This is a genomic window from Spirulina sp. LEGE 11439, from assembly GCF_059821285.1.
Window position 1 is genome coordinate 1 of sequence record NZ_JCAMRX010000044.1, and the last position, 16,012, is coordinate 16,012.

Here is a 16,012-nt window from a genome sequence, read left to right on the forward strand (position 1 = left end):
AGGAGCATTTTCAACCTTCCATTGTGCTCCAGATATCTTAACACGTCTTCCGATTGTCTTGGTCGATTGGATAAGCTGAGGAAACCTCAGCATCCCTCGACCGCTTGTTTAATTCCCGATTCAATCGTTCCTGACCCAATCGAACTCATTTTCTCTCGCTGATAAACCTCATAATTGATGAGACGTGTTTTGTGTCTTGCCAAATAATTACAAAAGTTAATAGCTTCAGAAGTCCGAATAGTTTTCAAGATTTTGAATGCCTTCTCAATTTTTCCTTGCCAGAGATAGGATTCTATCTTTTTCAAGCTCGCCGCGCTCATATTAATCTTAAATAAATTTTCCTTGAGATGATACCAATCTAAGATTTCCTGTCTTTGTTCGACACGACCAATCTCTTGAAATAAATTCCAAATTCCCGGATGTCCATCTCCAAGACAAAACAAAGGAGTTAGCAGTTTTTGAGAGTTTAACCAATCTATCAAATCTCGAGATTCTGGGAAAAACGCTCCCAAGTAAACTCCATTTATACAAGCTGCTTTATAGTCTTTCCATTGACAGGGTTTCCCCTTTTCTTCTGTTCTTAGTCTGATTTTTCCTCCATCTACAGCCACTTCTTGTACCCCAAGTTTAGATGATGAGAGTTCTAAATCTTGCTGATTAACTAATCTGTGTAAGGTGCTGTGGGGAATTTTGATACCTGTCAGAATCCAGAAGTCTTCTTCCGCCCTTTGATAAGATTCATTCGCACAAATCATTAAGGCATTCTTTCGCATTTTTGGACTCAGACGAGAAGAAGGAGCAAGACCAAAATATTCAGCCTGTTTGTTAGTAATTTCAACCTCTCCAACAATTGTTTTTATTTTTCTCATTCTCCCAATTTCTATTTGGCTAACTTTTGAAAAAAAATCTTAGCAATTTCTGGGGCAACTTCCTCTTGAATTTCATCTCTTAATGTAATTTCTATTTCTTCAAATGTTTTCAGGTTGTCAGAGGGTGTATTTTGGTGTAAGATTTTCGCAATCTCTCTGGCATACTCTTTCACTTTTTCTCGTTCCTCTGTACTCAGATTCATTTTTTCTCCCTTTTTGAGTTAATTCTTCCTTTTACTTACCATGATTCGGGGATTTTTGCAAAACTGGGATGCACCCAAGTTTAATCCCTTTGGCTTCATAATCAGAAGTCTTGAGACACAATCCCAAATCTGTAGCAAAAATTTCTTTGAGAGAGAGTCGTCTATTTCTGCGACAACACCAATATATTTTAGCGATCGTAAGATGCCTTTGAGAAAAAGTTGGACAGAGACCGAGGGGAACAAAGTTGGTATAAACAATTGGTCGTCTAAAAATATAAGGAATAGAATCAAAACCTGTTCCTGTAGAAATGCAAAATTCACATTTTGCACCCAAGTAAATATCCATAAAATCATTTCGCATCCCATTAGTTGCATAGTCAATTACTTGGGGATGAGAGGTATTAATTGACTTGCGAACGGCAGCCCCCATGCGAATAACATAATAACCGCGATCGCCAAGTTCTTCAGCAGTCAAGACATAATTCTGCACGTCACAATCTCGATAATTGTGATATTCCCACTTCTTATCGGGAAAAATTTCATCGTAGTAAGCAGAATCTCTAACGATCAAACAGACAAATGGTGCATTTGCAGGGACTCCCATCTCCCGTAAATAGCGCTGTCCTCGTTCTTCTTCTTTGGGTAAAAATTTGAGATGAGGTGGAAAGACATTTAAGAGATTATCAATATCCCTGTCATAAGTTTGGAGAAGGTGTATGCTTTTGCCAATTTCACTTTTATTCCTCTGTATGGACTTGTGCAGGGAACGCCAAATGGGAAATAGAAGAGAACGAGGTAAAATCAATAATGTTCGCTTCCACATTCGATCGAGTTAAGTATTACAGACGAAAGGAGCAGGCGCGTCTACCCAGTAAAACCAAAAATCCAAGAATGCTTGTGGCGGTTTATTATGGTCTAACTCACGCGCGCACAGATACAATTCCGTATTCGCGGCAAAATATCCGATCGCATCACTTCTAAGATGACCAATCCGAATTAACAGGAAAGGACGAAGCATACGCAAGATGAGAATAATTGAATTTTTATAGCAAGAGAAGAGAACGCTAACAATCCAACGGAACAGAATCCGGCCTTGCTCTAAGAAAAAATTTTGGCAAGATAGTTTGATTTCTAGAAAAGAATTAATAGGTTTTATAGATGAAATCTTTAACATTTTTAGGAATTAGTTTTTTGAAGAGAATGATAATTGTGATTTGCATAATGATAATTGTGATTTGCATAATGATAAATTGTGAGTTACATTAGGATTATTTCAGTTCTTGCAAGAGTTCATGGATATGAATAGGAGTATTGCCGAGACGACTGACTTGGATAGCAGCAGCCAGAGATCCCAAACAGGCAGCCTCCCAAATCGATCCTCCACTGGCTACAGTAAGAGCGCTGGCGATTAATAAGGAGTCTCCCGCACCCGCTACATCTTTGGGAGCAGAATTCAAAGCCGGAATGCGATCGGTGAACCAATCATTCTCTTGTTCCATTTCAGCATGGACTAATATTCCTTCTTCTCCCAAAGTTAACAAAATATTGCGAGCAACTGATTTCTGTCGCAATTTTTCAGCCAAGACCACCAAACCCGCCCCACTATCTCGGGTGGCAATTCGTGCCTCATGCTCTGTGGGAGTTAGTAATTTCATATTGTGAAAGCGACTGATGTCACCAACTTGAGAAGATGATTGACTGTCCGCGACCATCATTACCTTTCGATCGCCAGCCAAAGAAATCATACGATCGACAACAGTTTGAGGAAGACAACCGTAATTAAAATCTGAAAATACCAAGAGGTCAATATTATTAACAATCCTTTCCAGATATCCTAAGAGTTGATTTTGTAAGTGCGTGTCAATCTCGTTCTGATGGAGATGACTGACTCGTAGAAGCGTTTTTCCTTTGCTGCGAAATCGCTGTTTGAGGGTTGTGGGACGGCTTTCGTCAACAAGGAGGGTCGCTTTCACATTAGCTGCGGCCAATTGCCCTCGAGCAAAATCTCGCACGGGATCCGCACCAGTAACAGAGATAAATTCTACTTGAGAACCTAAACCTGCGGCATGAGCAGCAACAATTCCTGCTCCTCCGACAAACCGAGTGGAATCAATTGGCGTAACAACAATAGTCGGGTCTTCTCGAGACATTCCCAAGGGGTCACAGGTGATGTACTCATCAATAATAAGATCGCCAACAACACAAACTTTGAGCTTTGTAAAACCGTTGAGAATCGCGACAAGCCTTGCAATCTCAATATTATGGCGATTTAGATAATCATGGGGCAAGGAAATCGATCGCAACTCAGCTTCGTAAAATTCTTTACGGAGGAGATCGAGAGAAGAAAAAATAGTTTCCCCCGAACTGAAAAGAAGCCGTCCCCCATATCTATCTACTATGGCTTGTTCGGGATTGAATGATGTTTCATGCTCTTTCCCTTTAACGACAATATCCGGACGCAATTTGGCAATGATTTCTGGTACGGGTTCATCGAGAAGGAAGGCTTCATTGACCCAACTATTACTTTGAACTCCTTCTAAGCGAAAATGTTCGGGGAGGTGAGCATTATCGGCAAGGCGATCGGAGTGAACCCCAACAATTAAGCGATCGCCACATTCTTTGGCAAAACGCAACAAACGTAAATGACCGGGGTGCAAAATATTGAAGGAGCCAGTAACCAAGACAGTTGTTGGACGGATATCACTATCAGACATTATTCTTAATAATTGTCGCGTTTGATAATTCTCGCAGGAACGCCAACCACAGTACAGTTTTCCGGTACATCTTTGATAACGACGGCACCAGCACCGACAATTGCACCAGCACCAATCTTAATTCTATTAATAATAGTTGCTCCAGTATGAACGTGGCTGCATTGTCTCAAAGTTACATTACCTGCCGTTACAACACCGGGATCGATTTGAGCGCATTCTTCTAACACATTGTGATGATCGATTTGAGCACCGGTATTCATAATGACTCCAGAGCGGATTTCTGCTTTATAGCCAATAATACAGCCCGCATTGATCCAGACACCATCGCTAATTTTTGCTTCCGGAAGCATGATTGTACTAGGATGAATAGCTGAAATCAGTTGTAAACCCTTCTGTCTAGCCAATTGTATTTGTGCTAGACGCTTACGATTATTCGGTTCTAGACAAAGAATTTTATTTATACCCATCTCGATGAGAATATCAATCCATTGTAAAGATGTTATCAGAGGGCGATTTTTGAATAGTCCATTTTGAGGAAATTCAGTTGTTTTACAAACTCTGTTTTTATTTTCTTCGTTTATATTGAGTTGTTGAAAATTATCGTTTTCAATAACAAAACAAGCAATTTTAAGATCTGTAGTTGCTTCAAACCATGTTTCTATTTGTCCAGCAGAACCATCATGAAATCCAGCAATGGCTACTAAATTAGAATTATCTTTACACATTGTTAAATGAGTTCTTTTATATTTGAGAAAACTGCTTGATTTTCAAGATGGTTTCTTTTATATTTTTTAGGGGTTGCTCTGGACCCGATGGCAAATAAAGTCCCATTTTGCCGAAGGGCTGTGAGTAGGGATATTGTCCAAAATTATTCAAATATGCTGCATAATTCAGATCGGGATAAAAAGGACGGCATTGAATACCTTGAGTTGCTAGAGAATCAATCAGAACTTCGCGAGATTCGCAGATTGCTTCCATATAAACAGGAATTTCTCCTTTTTCTAAAGCAACGGGAATCAACTTGATAAAAGGCAGATCGCTAAGTCCTTCTACATACATTTGATAAATCTTTTTCACGGCTTCAATACGCTTTGGCAAGCGTTTGAGTTGTTCTGTCCCAATAGCAGCTAGGATATCTGTAAAGCGAAAATTCAAGCCAGGTTGCTCCCATTCCGCATTGACCACATCTCCCACTCCTTGCGTTCGTATTGCAATTAATTTTTCGTATGTTTCCTTGCTCTTTGTTGCGATAAATCCTCCTTGTCCGGTCGAAATAATCTTAGCAACTGATAACGAAAAACAACCCATATCGGATTGAGTTCCTAAAAAACCATCTTGATTGCGAGAACCTAATGCTTGAGCGGCATCTTCGATAACGACTAAACCGTGGCGGCGGGCGATTTTATTAATGGCACGCATATCAGCAGAACGACCATTTATATGAACGGGAATAATCGCTTTCGTTTGCTTATTAATGCCCTGCTCAATCTGATTAACATCTATAATAGGACGCGACTTTTCAACATCAACTAACTTGACTTTAGCACCGAGTAAAAAAGGAGCGTGAGCCGTCGCAATCCAAGTTCGGTTGGGAACGATAACTTCATCTCCTATCTCAATTCCTGCAACTAATAAGCTCATCACTAATGCCATACTTCCGCTTGTTGTTGCAACAACATAAGGAACGCCAAGATAAGCTGCAAGCTGCCGCTCGAATTCAGCAACAATAGGTCCTTGACTGATATTTTCATTGGCGATCGCACGTGCGATCGCTTCGGCTTCCCCACAATTAAAGTTCGTTCGCCACCACGGAATATTAGTTGTCATTGGTACTCTCACCGAGAATTTGCAGTTGAGGAAAGGGAAGGATAAACTGTCCGCTCGATTCTAGAAAAGAGCGATGTTTTTTGATAATTGTTTCCCCATGTTGCCAAGCGAGAATAATCGCATAATCTGGGCGATCGCGATACAATTTCTCAGTGGAATAAACGGGAATGTGATATCCAGGAGAATAGAGTCCCTGTTTTAAGGGGTTATCATCGACTAAATACTCTATAAAAGGGGCAAGTTCAAAATGATAAAGCAGAGTAGTAGTGCTATGAGAAGCTCCAAATCCTACTATTTTTTTACCGGATTCTTTGAGTTCTTTCAGTAAAGCGATCGTTTGTTGCTTTGCCTTTTCAATTTCCCCGGCAAAACGTTGATAAGTTTCAATATTCTTCATGCCAGCTATATTTTCTTCCTTAATTAGCCGATCTACAGAAGAATCAATAGGACGAGAACCTTGATTTAATTGACCAATCCCACGCAGAGAACCACCTTTCGGCTTTGTTTTTATCGCTTGAATTAATTCGAGACCGCAGCGAGAGAAAATATCTTTTAATACTTCAACGGTAAAATAAGAAAAATGCTCGTGATAGATATAGTCAAACATTTTGATTTTCATCTGCTCGGGATGATATCCCGTTTGCACGACAAAAATCCCGTCGGGTGCAAGTAATTTGGCAACAGCTTTGGTGAAGGCGATCGTATCATCGATATTAGCATACATATAATTGGCGGTAATAACGTTCGCCTGCCCATAATCTCGGACAATTTTTTTCACCACATCATCGGTAAAGAAATCATTAATTGTTGGCAACCCTTCCTGATTAGCACGTTCGGCAATTCCTCGGGCGGGTTCTACGCCAACAATTCGCATTCCTAACTTTTTAAAAGAAGATAGCATTGAACCATCATTACTTCCCAGATCGACGACTAATGACCCTTCCAAAATTTTATAATCGGTAACAATTTCTGCGGCATATTCATCATAATGATTTCTCAATCCCACTGTTACGCCACTGACATAAATGTAATCATTATAGCTCGCTTCCGGACTGACGATATAAGGTAGATGAACGTAGCCACAACCTTCACAAAGTGCCAATTCCAAAGGATATAGCAGTTGTTCGCGATGTAATTGCTCTTGAGGAATAAATCGATCTTCTAATGGAGTATCTTTCAGTCTAAGAACGAAAGTGAGGCGATCGCTACCGCAAATCCGACAGTGTTTATCGTGTCTGAGAACTCGTGTTTTCATTCTGAATTAAAGTGTTAATGCGATTGATAAAGTGGGAGACTTCTACAAGATTGTCAATAGGAGACCAATTGGGAAAAACCGTTTTTTCTCGTAAAAAGGGACCTTCAGTATTTTCATGGAACACCAAGAAATCTGTTTTAATGATGAGCATATGATAAATGGGTTCGGATAATCGATAATAGAATAGTTTGCCCGAGTTTAAATCTCCCATAGAAATCACCTGACTTATCAAACCATTATCGTCGAATAAAATAACGTCCACTTCTCCTTCTAAAATAGCCATTGATTCCGCTTTGCCGATATGTTTGTGGGGACGAACGTAACAATCTTTAGCATGTACGATAAACATTTCCTGAAGGCGATCGCTTGGCGATCGATGAGCGCAAATCCGAATTCTATGGCGAGGATTTAGCATCGCCAATCGCTTCAGTTCTTGTAAATCCTCAACCTTCAAGGTAACAATATTTTCTTCTGGATAGAGAACTTCATCGCTTTCTTTACGAATCCGAATCATAATAAGTTCTCCAATGAGCGATCGCTACCGGGAAAAATAGAAGCAAAAATACCACCTTCATCCATAAACTGTTGATGTTTGGTTATCACTTTGGGTTGATTCTGGGGATTGAGTCCCAACAAGCAGACGCGAATATCTCCTCGATAAAGTTCGTCAGAGCTAACAATTTTAAGATTACCGACGGACATCCTCATTCCTTTTTTGTGGGGATTATCATCGATAACCATATCGATGAGATCGGGAACTTCCATTAAGGATAAAAAGGCAACGGCAAGATGTCCAGCCCCAAATAAAGTGATTTTCCCGCGTTCTTTGCGAATAGCTGCGAGTTTTTTCCGGATTGTCTCACGACGGTGCAGGAGATTTTCAGCGAAATGACAAGCACGATCTATTTCTTTGGCGATCGCTTCTGCATCGGAAGTTGGCGCGACCTTACCCGCAGGAGATTCCCGCACGATCGCAATTAGAGAGTTTTCTAAAGCATAGGGGACAGATTCATAATGAATGATACTAAAACCCGCAGTCTGTAAAAGTTTCTGAAAGGTAAAGCGCGTAAAATAGAAAATATGTTCTTCCCAAATCGTCGTGCAATCTCCAAGAGCGATCGCGCGTTCGCAATCGGGAAGCTCCCAAACAATATATCCTTCGGGTTTAATTAATAAGCGAATGGCTTGGATAAAATCAGGTAAATTGTAGGCGTGTTCGATAACGTGACGCACGATTAAAACATCTGCTGCACCGTGTCTTTCTCGGATTTGTTCGGCAATGTTGGGTGTGAAAACAGATTGATAGGTTTCTACGTTGGCACAAGGGTCTTTAATTCCAAGATCGCGATCGGGATCGATACGCCAAGTTTGAGAATAGCCTCGATTTTTTAATCGTTCTAGAGTTGAGTCATCTTTAAAACTATAAGCACCAAATACTGATTCTTTAGCAATATTGGGCAAAGCCAGCAAAGTTTCAACTAAATTATCGAGATGAGCTTCCGGCTCAAAACAAGTTAGCCAATCATAACGCGGTTTTAACTCTTCAACCGGAAAAGGTTGACCGAGATGAATCAATCCCGTATCGGAACATAAGCGGAGTTGCAGGGGAAATCTCGGTATTTCTCTTGAATTTTTCGGGGATAAAAAACGATTAGAAATGGGTTGTAATCCCAAATCGAGAAGTAGTTCTCCGGAAGATTCTAAATGTTGAAATTGAGAAAGATTCATAGTTTAAAGATTTTTGCCAAACGCAATCAATTGAGAGAGTCCCTCCTCTAGAGAAGTAAATTGAAAATTAGAAGGAAGCAAAGATTGAATTTTGCGAGAATCAAAGGCATTATTAGCTTTTGAGCGACTGCGAGGACGGTTGCTAACTTGTAGGTGGGGAAACTTGGCTTGCAAAATTTTAATAATATCCGCAAAACAGTAACGATCGCCACTCACTGCATTCAATTCTCCTTCAAACTGACTATCGAGGAGATGTGCGATCAGACGGCAAATATCTTCAATATAAATAAACTCTCTTAACTCGCTCCCATCTCCCCAAAGAACGATAGGTTTTCCTTCGAGTGCTGCGGTACAAAAACCAGAGGGTCCGTAGTTTTGCCCCTTAGCTCCCCAACCATAAACTAAAGGGGGACGCAGGCAAACCAAGGAAGTTTTTTGATTATCCCGACAGACTTTCATTAAAAGGCGTTCTGCGCTGTATTTCGCAATGCCATAAAAAGAGGTAGGATTAACGGAAGTTCGTTCGCTAATAGAAAGATTTTCTTTTTCTTCTCCATACACTGCAGCAGAACTGAGAAAAATAATGCGTCTAACTGGATGTTCTGAGATTAACTGACCAATATTTTCTGCGATCGCCATATTTTTCAGAAAAATTTGCAATGTATCGCCCAATTGACGTTTAACTGCAGCCGCAAGTACGATCGCACTATCTGGAGTCAGGAAAGGAATGAGTTTCGCAGCGCGATCGATATTGGTCAGATCGAAATCGGGTAAAGATAGTCCAATAGTTTCTTTTTTTCCCGATTCGGAAAGAAACCGCTTCAAATGAGAGCCAATAAAACCAGAATGACCCAAAATAATAACTCTATCTTTAGACATCATTTTATATTCTCCCGCTTATTTCCTGTTGCTAAAACAAACAGATAGTGACACATAGGAGAAAAACCCGTATGCAAGACTTCATCATTCATACCAAAGAGAAATGTATGCTCAAAATACTTCCCCAGTAGCTTTTTTAAATCTTTGCCAGACTTACAATTAATATGCCCTTCTTTGCTAGCTGGAGAAGCATAAACTTGCGATTCCAAAGAAGGCGCTCCACAAATAAACACTCCTCCGGGCTTAATAGAAAGACAAATATTTTTTAGATAAATATCTTCATCTTTTTGGGCAATATGTTCGATTACATCGAGAGAAAATGCCCCATCAAATAATTCCCCTACCTGATAAGGACTATCGAGAATATTATGTACCGACACTGTGACCGGCCATTCGGGGTCAAGATGTTTCTTGGCCTCTTCGATAAATACGGGGTCAAAATCAATGGCGTGCAATTCATCAACTTCAGGATGGACGATCCGACTGGCAAAAGCATCTCCGCACCCGATTTCCAAAACGCGAGAATAACCCGCCAACATTTTCGCCACAAACTTATGGCGAGAAAGAGTAAAAACAAGTAACTTAGGATCTATTCGCCACATTGTACTTGCTCTACAACTCATGGGAATATTTCCTTTATTTTGCTGCATTTCTAGTAGAAACTGGTATTGAGTTTCTTTGGATTGTTGGGAAGTCATTTTGTTTATAAAAGAAAACGATATTTTTGGATAAAGGCTTGACCTACTCTTCCCAAATCTCCATAGCGACTGTATTGACGATACAGCTCATTAAATTTATTTTGAAGTTCTTCATCTTCATCGGAATATACCAAATTACCATCCAGCCAATCCATCATTTCCACAATTACATCTCGGAGTTCATCAGGTTTATTGTCGAGAATATCCACATTTCGTGCAGTATATCCGTGAGAAGTAAACATTCGTCCTAACTCGGAAGACATAACTTCAAGGAAAGTCGCGTAACGATTCTCTTTATTCAACCACAAGAGTTTCGGAAGAAATAGACAGTTACTGGCATGAGGACGAGCGATCGCGGGCATATAGTTTGTCATGACAGTAGGAACGCCAAAGAGACTAGGATTGAGTATGGGACCCGATGAAACACCAACAAAGAAACGGCATTGCGAAAAGAGAAAAATATCCATTCTATTGCCGTAGATATCGCTGTGAGCATAATCGAAAACACCTTCTATATCAGGAAGAGGTTTCATCTTAGGATCGCCTACGCGAATAACATATCCTCCTCGTTGCACGATCGCTTCTATCGCTTCGTGATAATTATCAATATCAGCATTTCTGTAATCATCATATTCATCTTTTGCCCAATAGGATCCCAACTTATATCCAGAATCTCTCACATGGAGGCTGACAAACCAAGAATCTCGATTAATACCAATCTTTGCAAGTTGATTCCAGCCAAATTCACAATCTTCAGGAGTGAGTTGCAAAAGCGGGGGACGCTCTTCCTTTTCCCACTGTTTCTGAACAATACATTTTGCATATTCAATATAAGTTCCATGTCCCTTAAGATTGGCTGCCCAATCAAAATCATCTTCCAAATATTTTTTGATTGAAGCGATCGTTTCTGTAGAACTTTCTCGATCGATCAATTCAAATTCAATATATTTTTTCCAATATTCAAGCATACAAGGATTGGCAATCTTTTGGTTATCAGGGAACAAAAATATTATTCTGTGGAGAGGTTGCCATCCTAACAACATAGCTTTGATATGAGCATCTAAATAACCATGAAGATTATAACCATTAAAAAGCGGGCTATGAGAAAAGCGGATGCGTAATTTATCAAGATTATAAGATTTTATCAGTTTTTCTTGTATATCGAGATACTTTTGAACATAACCTTCCATCTCAGAAATTTTATAGTTTTGCGTACAGATAAGATATAAATTTCTTCTATAGTCAATAATGCAAGTGGGATCGATTTCCCATAAACGGTCAAAGTATAACAAAAATTCATTTCCTAATGAACTTTTATACTGATAGTAATCTGTCCTGACCCGCCAGAGATTGAGGAGTTGACGATAAGTCCAAGCTCTTTGGGGTAGAAGATAAACAATGATCTTAAAAATTACTGTTTTAGAAAGTTGCTGGCCTCGAAAAGTTTGCCGTCTCAGTATATTTCTGAGTTTCTGAATTACAGTCAGAATGCTATAATATAGCGAAAGTCCGATATTACGTATTTTGATGACTATAAACCAGTAAGCATTACCAAATCGGTAAAGAAATCTTCTAATAAGCCGAACCACAAGAAGTGGAAACAAGCTAATTATTATTTGACGAATGCGATAGTACATTAATTTTTTCTCGAACAATATACAAAATTTTATATTTAAAAAAATATTTTATATTTCTCAGGCAAAGTATATGAATTCATAATCTCCTGTATACTTAAAGTGGTTGTAAAGCCAAATCCATTCTTCGCGATCGAAAAAGGACTCACAAGTTAAAGCCCAACATTGGAGATTAAATAACTCTTCTTCATTCCGATAACTTTCTAACATGATATAGCCTTGCCGTCCCACTCGTTCAATTTCTGCCAAGGCGATTTTAAGCTCGAAGAGCCGTAAATTATGCAATGTTCCCAAGGAAATAACTAGGTCAAATTCATTATCGGCAAATGGATAGGGATTTTGGGCTGAATGTAAAAATAAATTAGGTTTGACTTGCTTTGTAGCACGCTCGATCGCATGAGCAGAAATATCAAAGCCTTTGATTTGTAATTGCGGCTCTAAGAGAAGCATTTCATGAAGTAAAAAGCTTTTTCCACAACCCACATCTAAGACTTTTGCTCCTGCTTGTAAATGATAAGTTTGTATGAGAGCCTCAGCAACGGATTTCCAGTGTCCGGGAATATAGCGATAACCGCCATATCCATAGCGGCGATCGCCATCCCAATAATCCGCTCCGTACTGTTTGGCTACTTTCATGCAATGAACTTTGTCATCTACCATCCGAGGGAGATAGTCGCGTTGGGTAGATTGGTGGAGAGGGGTAACAAAATTTTTGAGTTTTCCCATCGGTAGATGTTTCCTACTTCACAAGTGATTTTCTTTAGGCTTTTCTGCAACACCGATACATTGAAGTCCTGCATAACCTAAACCTGGAAGTTTTAAAGTGAACTCATCAAGAGCGATCGCTATTCTGGTTAAAGCTCGAATTCCGGGAATAAAACGGAATAGACGATTGAATACTAGCACGTCACTATTCATAAAAAAACAAAATCCCAGAAACCCATACGTCTTCCACAATTTTAACTTAAATCCTACAGATTTTAAAGGTGGAACTGTTTCTTGATAGAGCAAAGGACGTTCTGTCTCTGCATCCAGCATTGGAGAAAAACGATAGATTAAAAATCGCAACCATCGCCAGAGAAAAAAATCACTCGCGGGTTCGCGCCAATAAAAATGTCCTCCCGGACGCAGTATTCTAAATATTTCAGCGAAAAGTCGTTCGCGATCTGGAACGTGATGAATCCCCCCGAACATAACGACAGAATCAACACAAGCATTGCGAAGAGGCAACATGGTTACATCACCTTGACAAAAGCTAAATTTCTCCCTTGGAAGTAAGCGACGAGCTTCTTCCAACATCTTGATTGAAATATCAACACCAAGGCCTACTCGCACTTTATCCTTCAATAAAGCAAGTGCTTCACCATGTCCGCAACACAGTTCGGCTACAAAACCTAATTCATAGTCTTGAAGCACTCTCAGAAAACTCGAATCAAGATATTTCATATACTCTTGGGTGTGGGGATATTCTAAATTTTTGAGATACGTTGCTGAAATACAATCGTAATGCTCTTGCTGCCTTTTGCCTTGTGAAGAAATATTTGAGGTTGCAAAAAGTGGTATCCCAGATTCAGAAACCAAATAAGTTTCATTTTCATTGGTCAGAGATATAAAAAAGTCTTCTTGAATTTTCATCTTATTCATTAGAGTGGGCGATAACGAGGAAAGAAACCCCAAAAGGAGGATGCAATATTCGAGCAAGTACTACATCCAAGAAAAATATTATTTTCAAGATTGAGTTGAGTAGTCGAGTATTAATCTGATTTTCACTTTGGAGTTCAATCTTGGCAATGCGAATGATTTTTCGAGCTACCCAGATCGGTGCAAATAGCAAAAAGTTAAAAAAGAAGTCTTCCTTACTATCGAGTCCCGATTTTTCAAGTTTTTTCAGGAGTTCTCTGCGATAGTAACGACGCTTGTGATGAGAAATATCATCTTGTAGACCCCATAAAAAAGGAAAGGCAGGTACGGTAATAATGATGTGCCCTGATCGCTTCAACACTCGTTCTAACTCTTTTAATGCTGTTATATCGTTATCCACGTGTTCGATGATATCGGTTGCCAAAATTAGATCGAATTGTCGATCTGGAAATGGGAGGGAGCAAACATTTCCAATGCGGACTGTTCCAAGCTCTTTAATCTTACACCAACGGACAGCTTCATCACTTTGATCTAAGCCGATAAAATTGTTAAAGCCCATTGATTTCAGCAAGCGTAAATTAGTGCCAGTGCTAACACCAACCTCAAGAATTGAGGCATCTGATGGTAAATTGAGTTCATTAATAATTGAGCGTAATAAATAACGACGAACAACAAACCACCAGTGAGTCTGTTCAACTTCACTTTCTATCTGATATGTACTTATTTCCATGTTGAAAGAAGATAGACAATTGATGCAAGTAGAACTGTAACCGAGTCTGGAATACTGTAGTATTCACAGTAAAATAGGATTGAAAGTGCGAGACTCGAAATAAACATCAGAACTAGCAATCTTTTGGAAGTTTTTACATCTTCTAGAAAGCGATCGGCATAGAGTATTTTTAGATTACGAAACCCTAATAGGACATATAAGTGTAGACTCGCTAAAATTGTTAATATCAATAGCAAGGTAATCTTATTGGGCGCACTGCCAAAACTTTTCCAAAAATATGAGGGATACTTAGCCGCTTCCTTTAAATAGACTATAGGTTTAACTATTGCAAACACATACAAGGAGTCGAGAGGATTTTGTCTGAGTATATTAAAAAATACTTGACGATTGATTTCCTCATATCTCTGCCATCTAATAAATTTTTTTTCTGATTCAGCACCTAATTGCTCGTTTGAACCTCGATATCTTAAATACTTTATAGCAGCGTGATAAGCATTCATGTCTAGGTATTGTTGAGAAGTTCCACGTTTTAATCGCGACAGAAAGTTATATTCAGAAGTTAGATCGCAAGGAACGTGACGAAAACCTTTCAATCGATCAATTAAGGGCTTTTCAGTGCAGAAATATTGATTGAAGAGAACGGGATCGGATGCTATTCCAACAAGGAGACCGTGATATACAACATGAGATGTGGTAAAAAATTCGTTAGAATGTACTTTTCCTAAAGAATTCGCTATGCTGATTTTTGTGAGCAAAAATACAGCCCCAATAATTAAAGGAATTTTTATAGGTGAAATAATGGCTTTAACATTTGATATTTTGCTCAAAAGATTAAGATGAGTTTTACGCTTTCTTATAATTTTCCAAATATAATAAATAACTGAGAAAAATATTGCAATCAACATCCATTGAGATGAAGATCTTGTAACTAAAATAAAAACAAAAAGGAAGATTTGAATAGAGAGAGATATCCAACTCAGAATATCCTTTGGAGATTTTTGAATGGAAAGAACGATACTGGTTAGGGGAATTAGGCCGATAATGGAAATAAATCGAATATTATAGACTGCCAATAACTGAGCAGGCAAGAATTCTGGTCCAGCAGTAGGAATTGAGATTGAAATTAAAATAATAGAAACAAGTAAACAATAAAGTAGTAATAGATTATTCAAGTTCTTTCTAAAAAGAACTAAAAAACATAAAATTGATATAGAAATCAGAAGAAACCAGAGATAAGAAAAACTTTGTATTTTTATACCAAATAATGAGCAAGCAAGGATACCATAATACAGAAAGCCAATATCATTATGGTATCCGTGAACTCGATTTGGATTGATATTTTTTATTAGCGTTGCTTTTTGGATAATAGTATTAATCGTTGATAGATAATTAGAAGAATCTTCTAGATTTAGATTTTGAGAGGATGGAATTTGATTCAGGATTTCTGAAACTTGTTCTAGACTTGCTAAACCTTGAATACCATAGACTAACTTACTAATTGCAACGTTGAGTGGAATAAGAACATCTCCAGCATTGGCTGGCAATGCACTTAATCTAGCATCTGTAAGGATAAGAATTCCTAAAAGGACAGTAGCAATAATTATACTCAGATGGATTCCTAATAAATAATGCTTTTTAGTTTGAGGCAAGGGAATCAATTGTTTCATATTAATATCTAGAGGAAAACTTTAAAAGTGTTTTTATAGGAAAAATTGAATTCTTGATAACAATACTTATGTTGTTGTCGATGGTTTTTACAGTAAGTATAAGTGGGTTAGTGGAGTTTAACAGTTAAGCTTACACAGCATTGGTAAACTTCGTCGCGATGCTAATC

Annotated in this window: 14 protein-coding genes and 1 pseudogene; all 15 read right to left on the reverse strand. The window is 38.7% G+C overall.

The genetic code is table 11. The annotated features are described in order from the left end of the window. Window positions 1-1,072, reverse strand: a pseudogene (locus AC6RV6_RS22675) (ISKra4 family transposase); the annotation flags it as partial. Window positions 1,073-1,103: 31 nt separating this feature from the next. Beyond that, window positions 1,104-1,895 carry a TIGR04372 family glycosyltransferase gene (locus tag AC6RV6_RS22680; protein WP_500243156.1) on the reverse strand — a complete coding sequence of 264 codons (792 nt, stop codon included), beginning with the start codon at window positions 1,893-1,895 and terminating at the stop codon, window positions 1,104-1,106. 445 nt (window positions 1,896-2,340) lie between these two features. Then, a complete protein-coding gene (locus tag AC6RV6_RS22685; RefSeq protein WP_500243157.1) occupies window positions 2,341-3,786 on the reverse strand; it encodes a PfkB family carbohydrate kinase in 1,446 nt (481 codons plus the stop codon). A 5-nt stretch (window positions 3,787-3,791) separates the two neighbouring features. Then, entirely contained in the window at window positions 3,792-4,511 is a 720-nt protein-coding gene (locus tag AC6RV6_RS22690; protein WP_500243158.1) for an LbetaH domain-containing protein, read from the reverse strand. Window positions 4,512-4,527: 16 nt separating this feature from the next. Next, window positions 4,528-5,613, reverse strand: coding sequence for a DegT/DnrJ/EryC1/StrS aminotransferase family protein (locus AC6RV6_RS22695; protein WP_500243159.1), 1,086 nt, complete (start codon window positions 5,611-5,613; stop codon window positions 4,528-4,530). Next, window positions 5,603-6,868: a class I SAM-dependent methyltransferase gene (locus AC6RV6_RS22700; RefSeq protein WP_500243160.1), complete on the reverse strand. Its 1,266-nt coding sequence runs from the start codon at window positions 6,866-6,868 to the stop codon at window positions 5,603-5,605. Before AC6RV6_RS22700 ends, AC6RV6_RS22695 begins: the two co-directional genes overlap by 11 nt. Then, window positions 6,840-7,382 carry a WbuC family cupin fold metalloprotein gene (locus tag AC6RV6_RS22705; protein ID WP_500243161.1) on the reverse strand — a complete coding sequence of 181 codons (543 nt, stop codon included), beginning with the start codon at window positions 7,380-7,382 and terminating at the stop codon, window positions 6,840-6,842. Before AC6RV6_RS22705 ends, AC6RV6_RS22700 begins: the two co-directional genes overlap by 29 nt. Beyond that, a complete protein-coding gene (locus AC6RV6_RS22710; RefSeq protein ID WP_500243162.1) occupies window positions 7,379-8,596 on the reverse strand; it encodes a class I SAM-dependent methyltransferase in 1,218 nt (405 codons plus the stop codon). The genes AC6RV6_RS22705 and AC6RV6_RS22710 overlap by 4 nt, the downstream gene beginning before the upstream one ends. Window positions 8,597-8,599: 3 nt before the next feature. Next, complete coding sequence (locus AC6RV6_RS22715; RefSeq protein ID WP_500243163.1) at window positions 8,600-9,478, reverse strand: NAD-dependent epimerase/dehydratase family protein; 879 nt, start codon at window positions 9,476-9,478, stop codon at window positions 8,600-8,602. Then, the gene (locus AC6RV6_RS22720) at window positions 9,475-10,173 is read right to left on the reverse strand and encodes a class I SAM-dependent methyltransferase (protein ID WP_500243164.1); all 699 of its coding nucleotides are present in this window, start codon (window positions 10,171-10,173) and stop codon (window positions 9,475-9,477) included. Before AC6RV6_RS22720 ends, AC6RV6_RS22715 begins: the two co-directional genes overlap by 4 nt. A gap of 5 nt (window positions 10,174-10,178) precedes the next feature. Continuing rightward, window positions 10,179-11,465 carry a TIGR04372 family glycosyltransferase gene (locus tag AC6RV6_RS22725; protein ID WP_500243165.1) on the reverse strand — a complete coding sequence of 429 codons (1,287 nt, stop codon included), beginning with the start codon at window positions 11,463-11,465 and terminating at the stop codon, window positions 10,179-10,181. A 402-nt stretch (window positions 11,466-11,867) separates the two neighbouring features. Further along, window positions 11,868-12,533, reverse strand: coding sequence for a class I SAM-dependent methyltransferase (locus tag AC6RV6_RS22730; RefSeq protein WP_500243166.1), 666 nt, complete (start codon window positions 12,531-12,533; stop codon window positions 11,868-11,870). An 18-nt stretch (window positions 12,534-12,551) separates the two neighbouring features. Further along, entirely contained in the window at window positions 12,552-13,442 is an 891-nt protein-coding gene (locus AC6RV6_RS22735) for a class I SAM-dependent methyltransferase (RefSeq protein ID WP_500243167.1), read from the reverse strand. 1 nt (window position 13,443) lies between these two features. After that, complete coding sequence (locus tag AC6RV6_RS22740) at window positions 13,444-14,178, reverse strand: class I SAM-dependent methyltransferase (RefSeq protein WP_500243168.1); 735 nt, start codon at window positions 14,176-14,178, stop codon at window positions 13,444-13,446. After that, window positions 14,169-15,845, reverse strand: coding sequence for a hypothetical protein (locus AC6RV6_RS22745; RefSeq protein WP_500243169.1), 1,677 nt, complete (start codon window positions 15,843-15,845; stop codon window positions 14,169-14,171). The genes AC6RV6_RS22740 and AC6RV6_RS22745 overlap by 10 nt, the downstream gene beginning before the upstream one ends. Window positions 15,846-16,012: the final 167 nt, after the last annotated feature.

Bases quoted from the DNA above. Each gene is read 5' to 3' on its own strand.
- AC6RV6_RS22705 (WP_500243161.1), bottom strand. From the start codon at position 7,382: ATGATTCGGATTCGTAAAGAAAGCGATGAAGTTCTCTATCCAGAAGAA.
- AC6RV6_RS22735 (WP_500243167.1), bottom strand. From the start codon at position 13,442: ATGAAAATTCAAGAAGACTTTTTTATATCTCTGACCAATGAAAATGAA.
- AC6RV6_RS22710 (WP_500243162.1), bottom strand. From the start codon at position 8,596: ATGAATCTTTCTCAATTTCAACATTTAGAATCTTCCGGAGAACTACTT.
- AC6RV6_RS22680 (WP_500243156.1), bottom strand. From the start codon at position 1,895: ATGTGGAAGCGAACATTATTGATTTTACCTCGTTCTCTTCTATTTCCC.
- AC6RV6_RS22715 (WP_500243163.1), bottom strand. From the start codon at position 9,478: ATGATGTCTAAAGATAGAGTTATTATTTTGGGTCATTCTGGTTTTATT.
- AC6RV6_RS22700 (WP_500243160.1), bottom strand. From the start codon at position 6,868: ATGAAAACACGAGTTCTCAGACACGATAAACACTGTCGGATTTGCGGT.
- AC6RV6_RS22690 (WP_500243158.1), bottom strand. From the start codon at position 4,511: ATGTGTAAAGATAATTCTAATTTAGTAGCCATTGCTGGATTTCATGAT.
- AC6RV6_RS22685 (WP_500243157.1), bottom strand. From the start codon at position 3,786: ATGTCTGATAGTGATATCCGTCCAACAACTGTCTTGGTTACTGGCTCC.
- AC6RV6_RS22695 (WP_500243159.1), bottom strand. From the start codon at position 5,613: ATGACAACTAATATTCCGTGGTGGCGAACGAACTTTAATTGTGGGGAA.
- AC6RV6_RS22730 (WP_500243166.1), bottom strand. From the start codon at position 12,533: ATGGGAAAACTCAAAAATTTTGTTACCCCTCTCCACCAATCTACCCAA.
- AC6RV6_RS22740 (WP_500243168.1), bottom strand. From the start codon at position 14,178: ATGGAAATAAGTACATATCAGATAGAAAGTGAAGTTGAACAGACTCAC.
- AC6RV6_RS22720 (WP_500243164.1), bottom strand. From the start codon at position 10,173: ATGACTTCCCAACAATCCAAAGAAACTCAATACCAGTTTCTACTAGAA.
- AC6RV6_RS22745 (WP_500243169.1), bottom strand. From the start codon at position 15,845: ATGAAACAATTGATTCCCTTGCCTCAAACTAAAAAGCATTATTTATTA.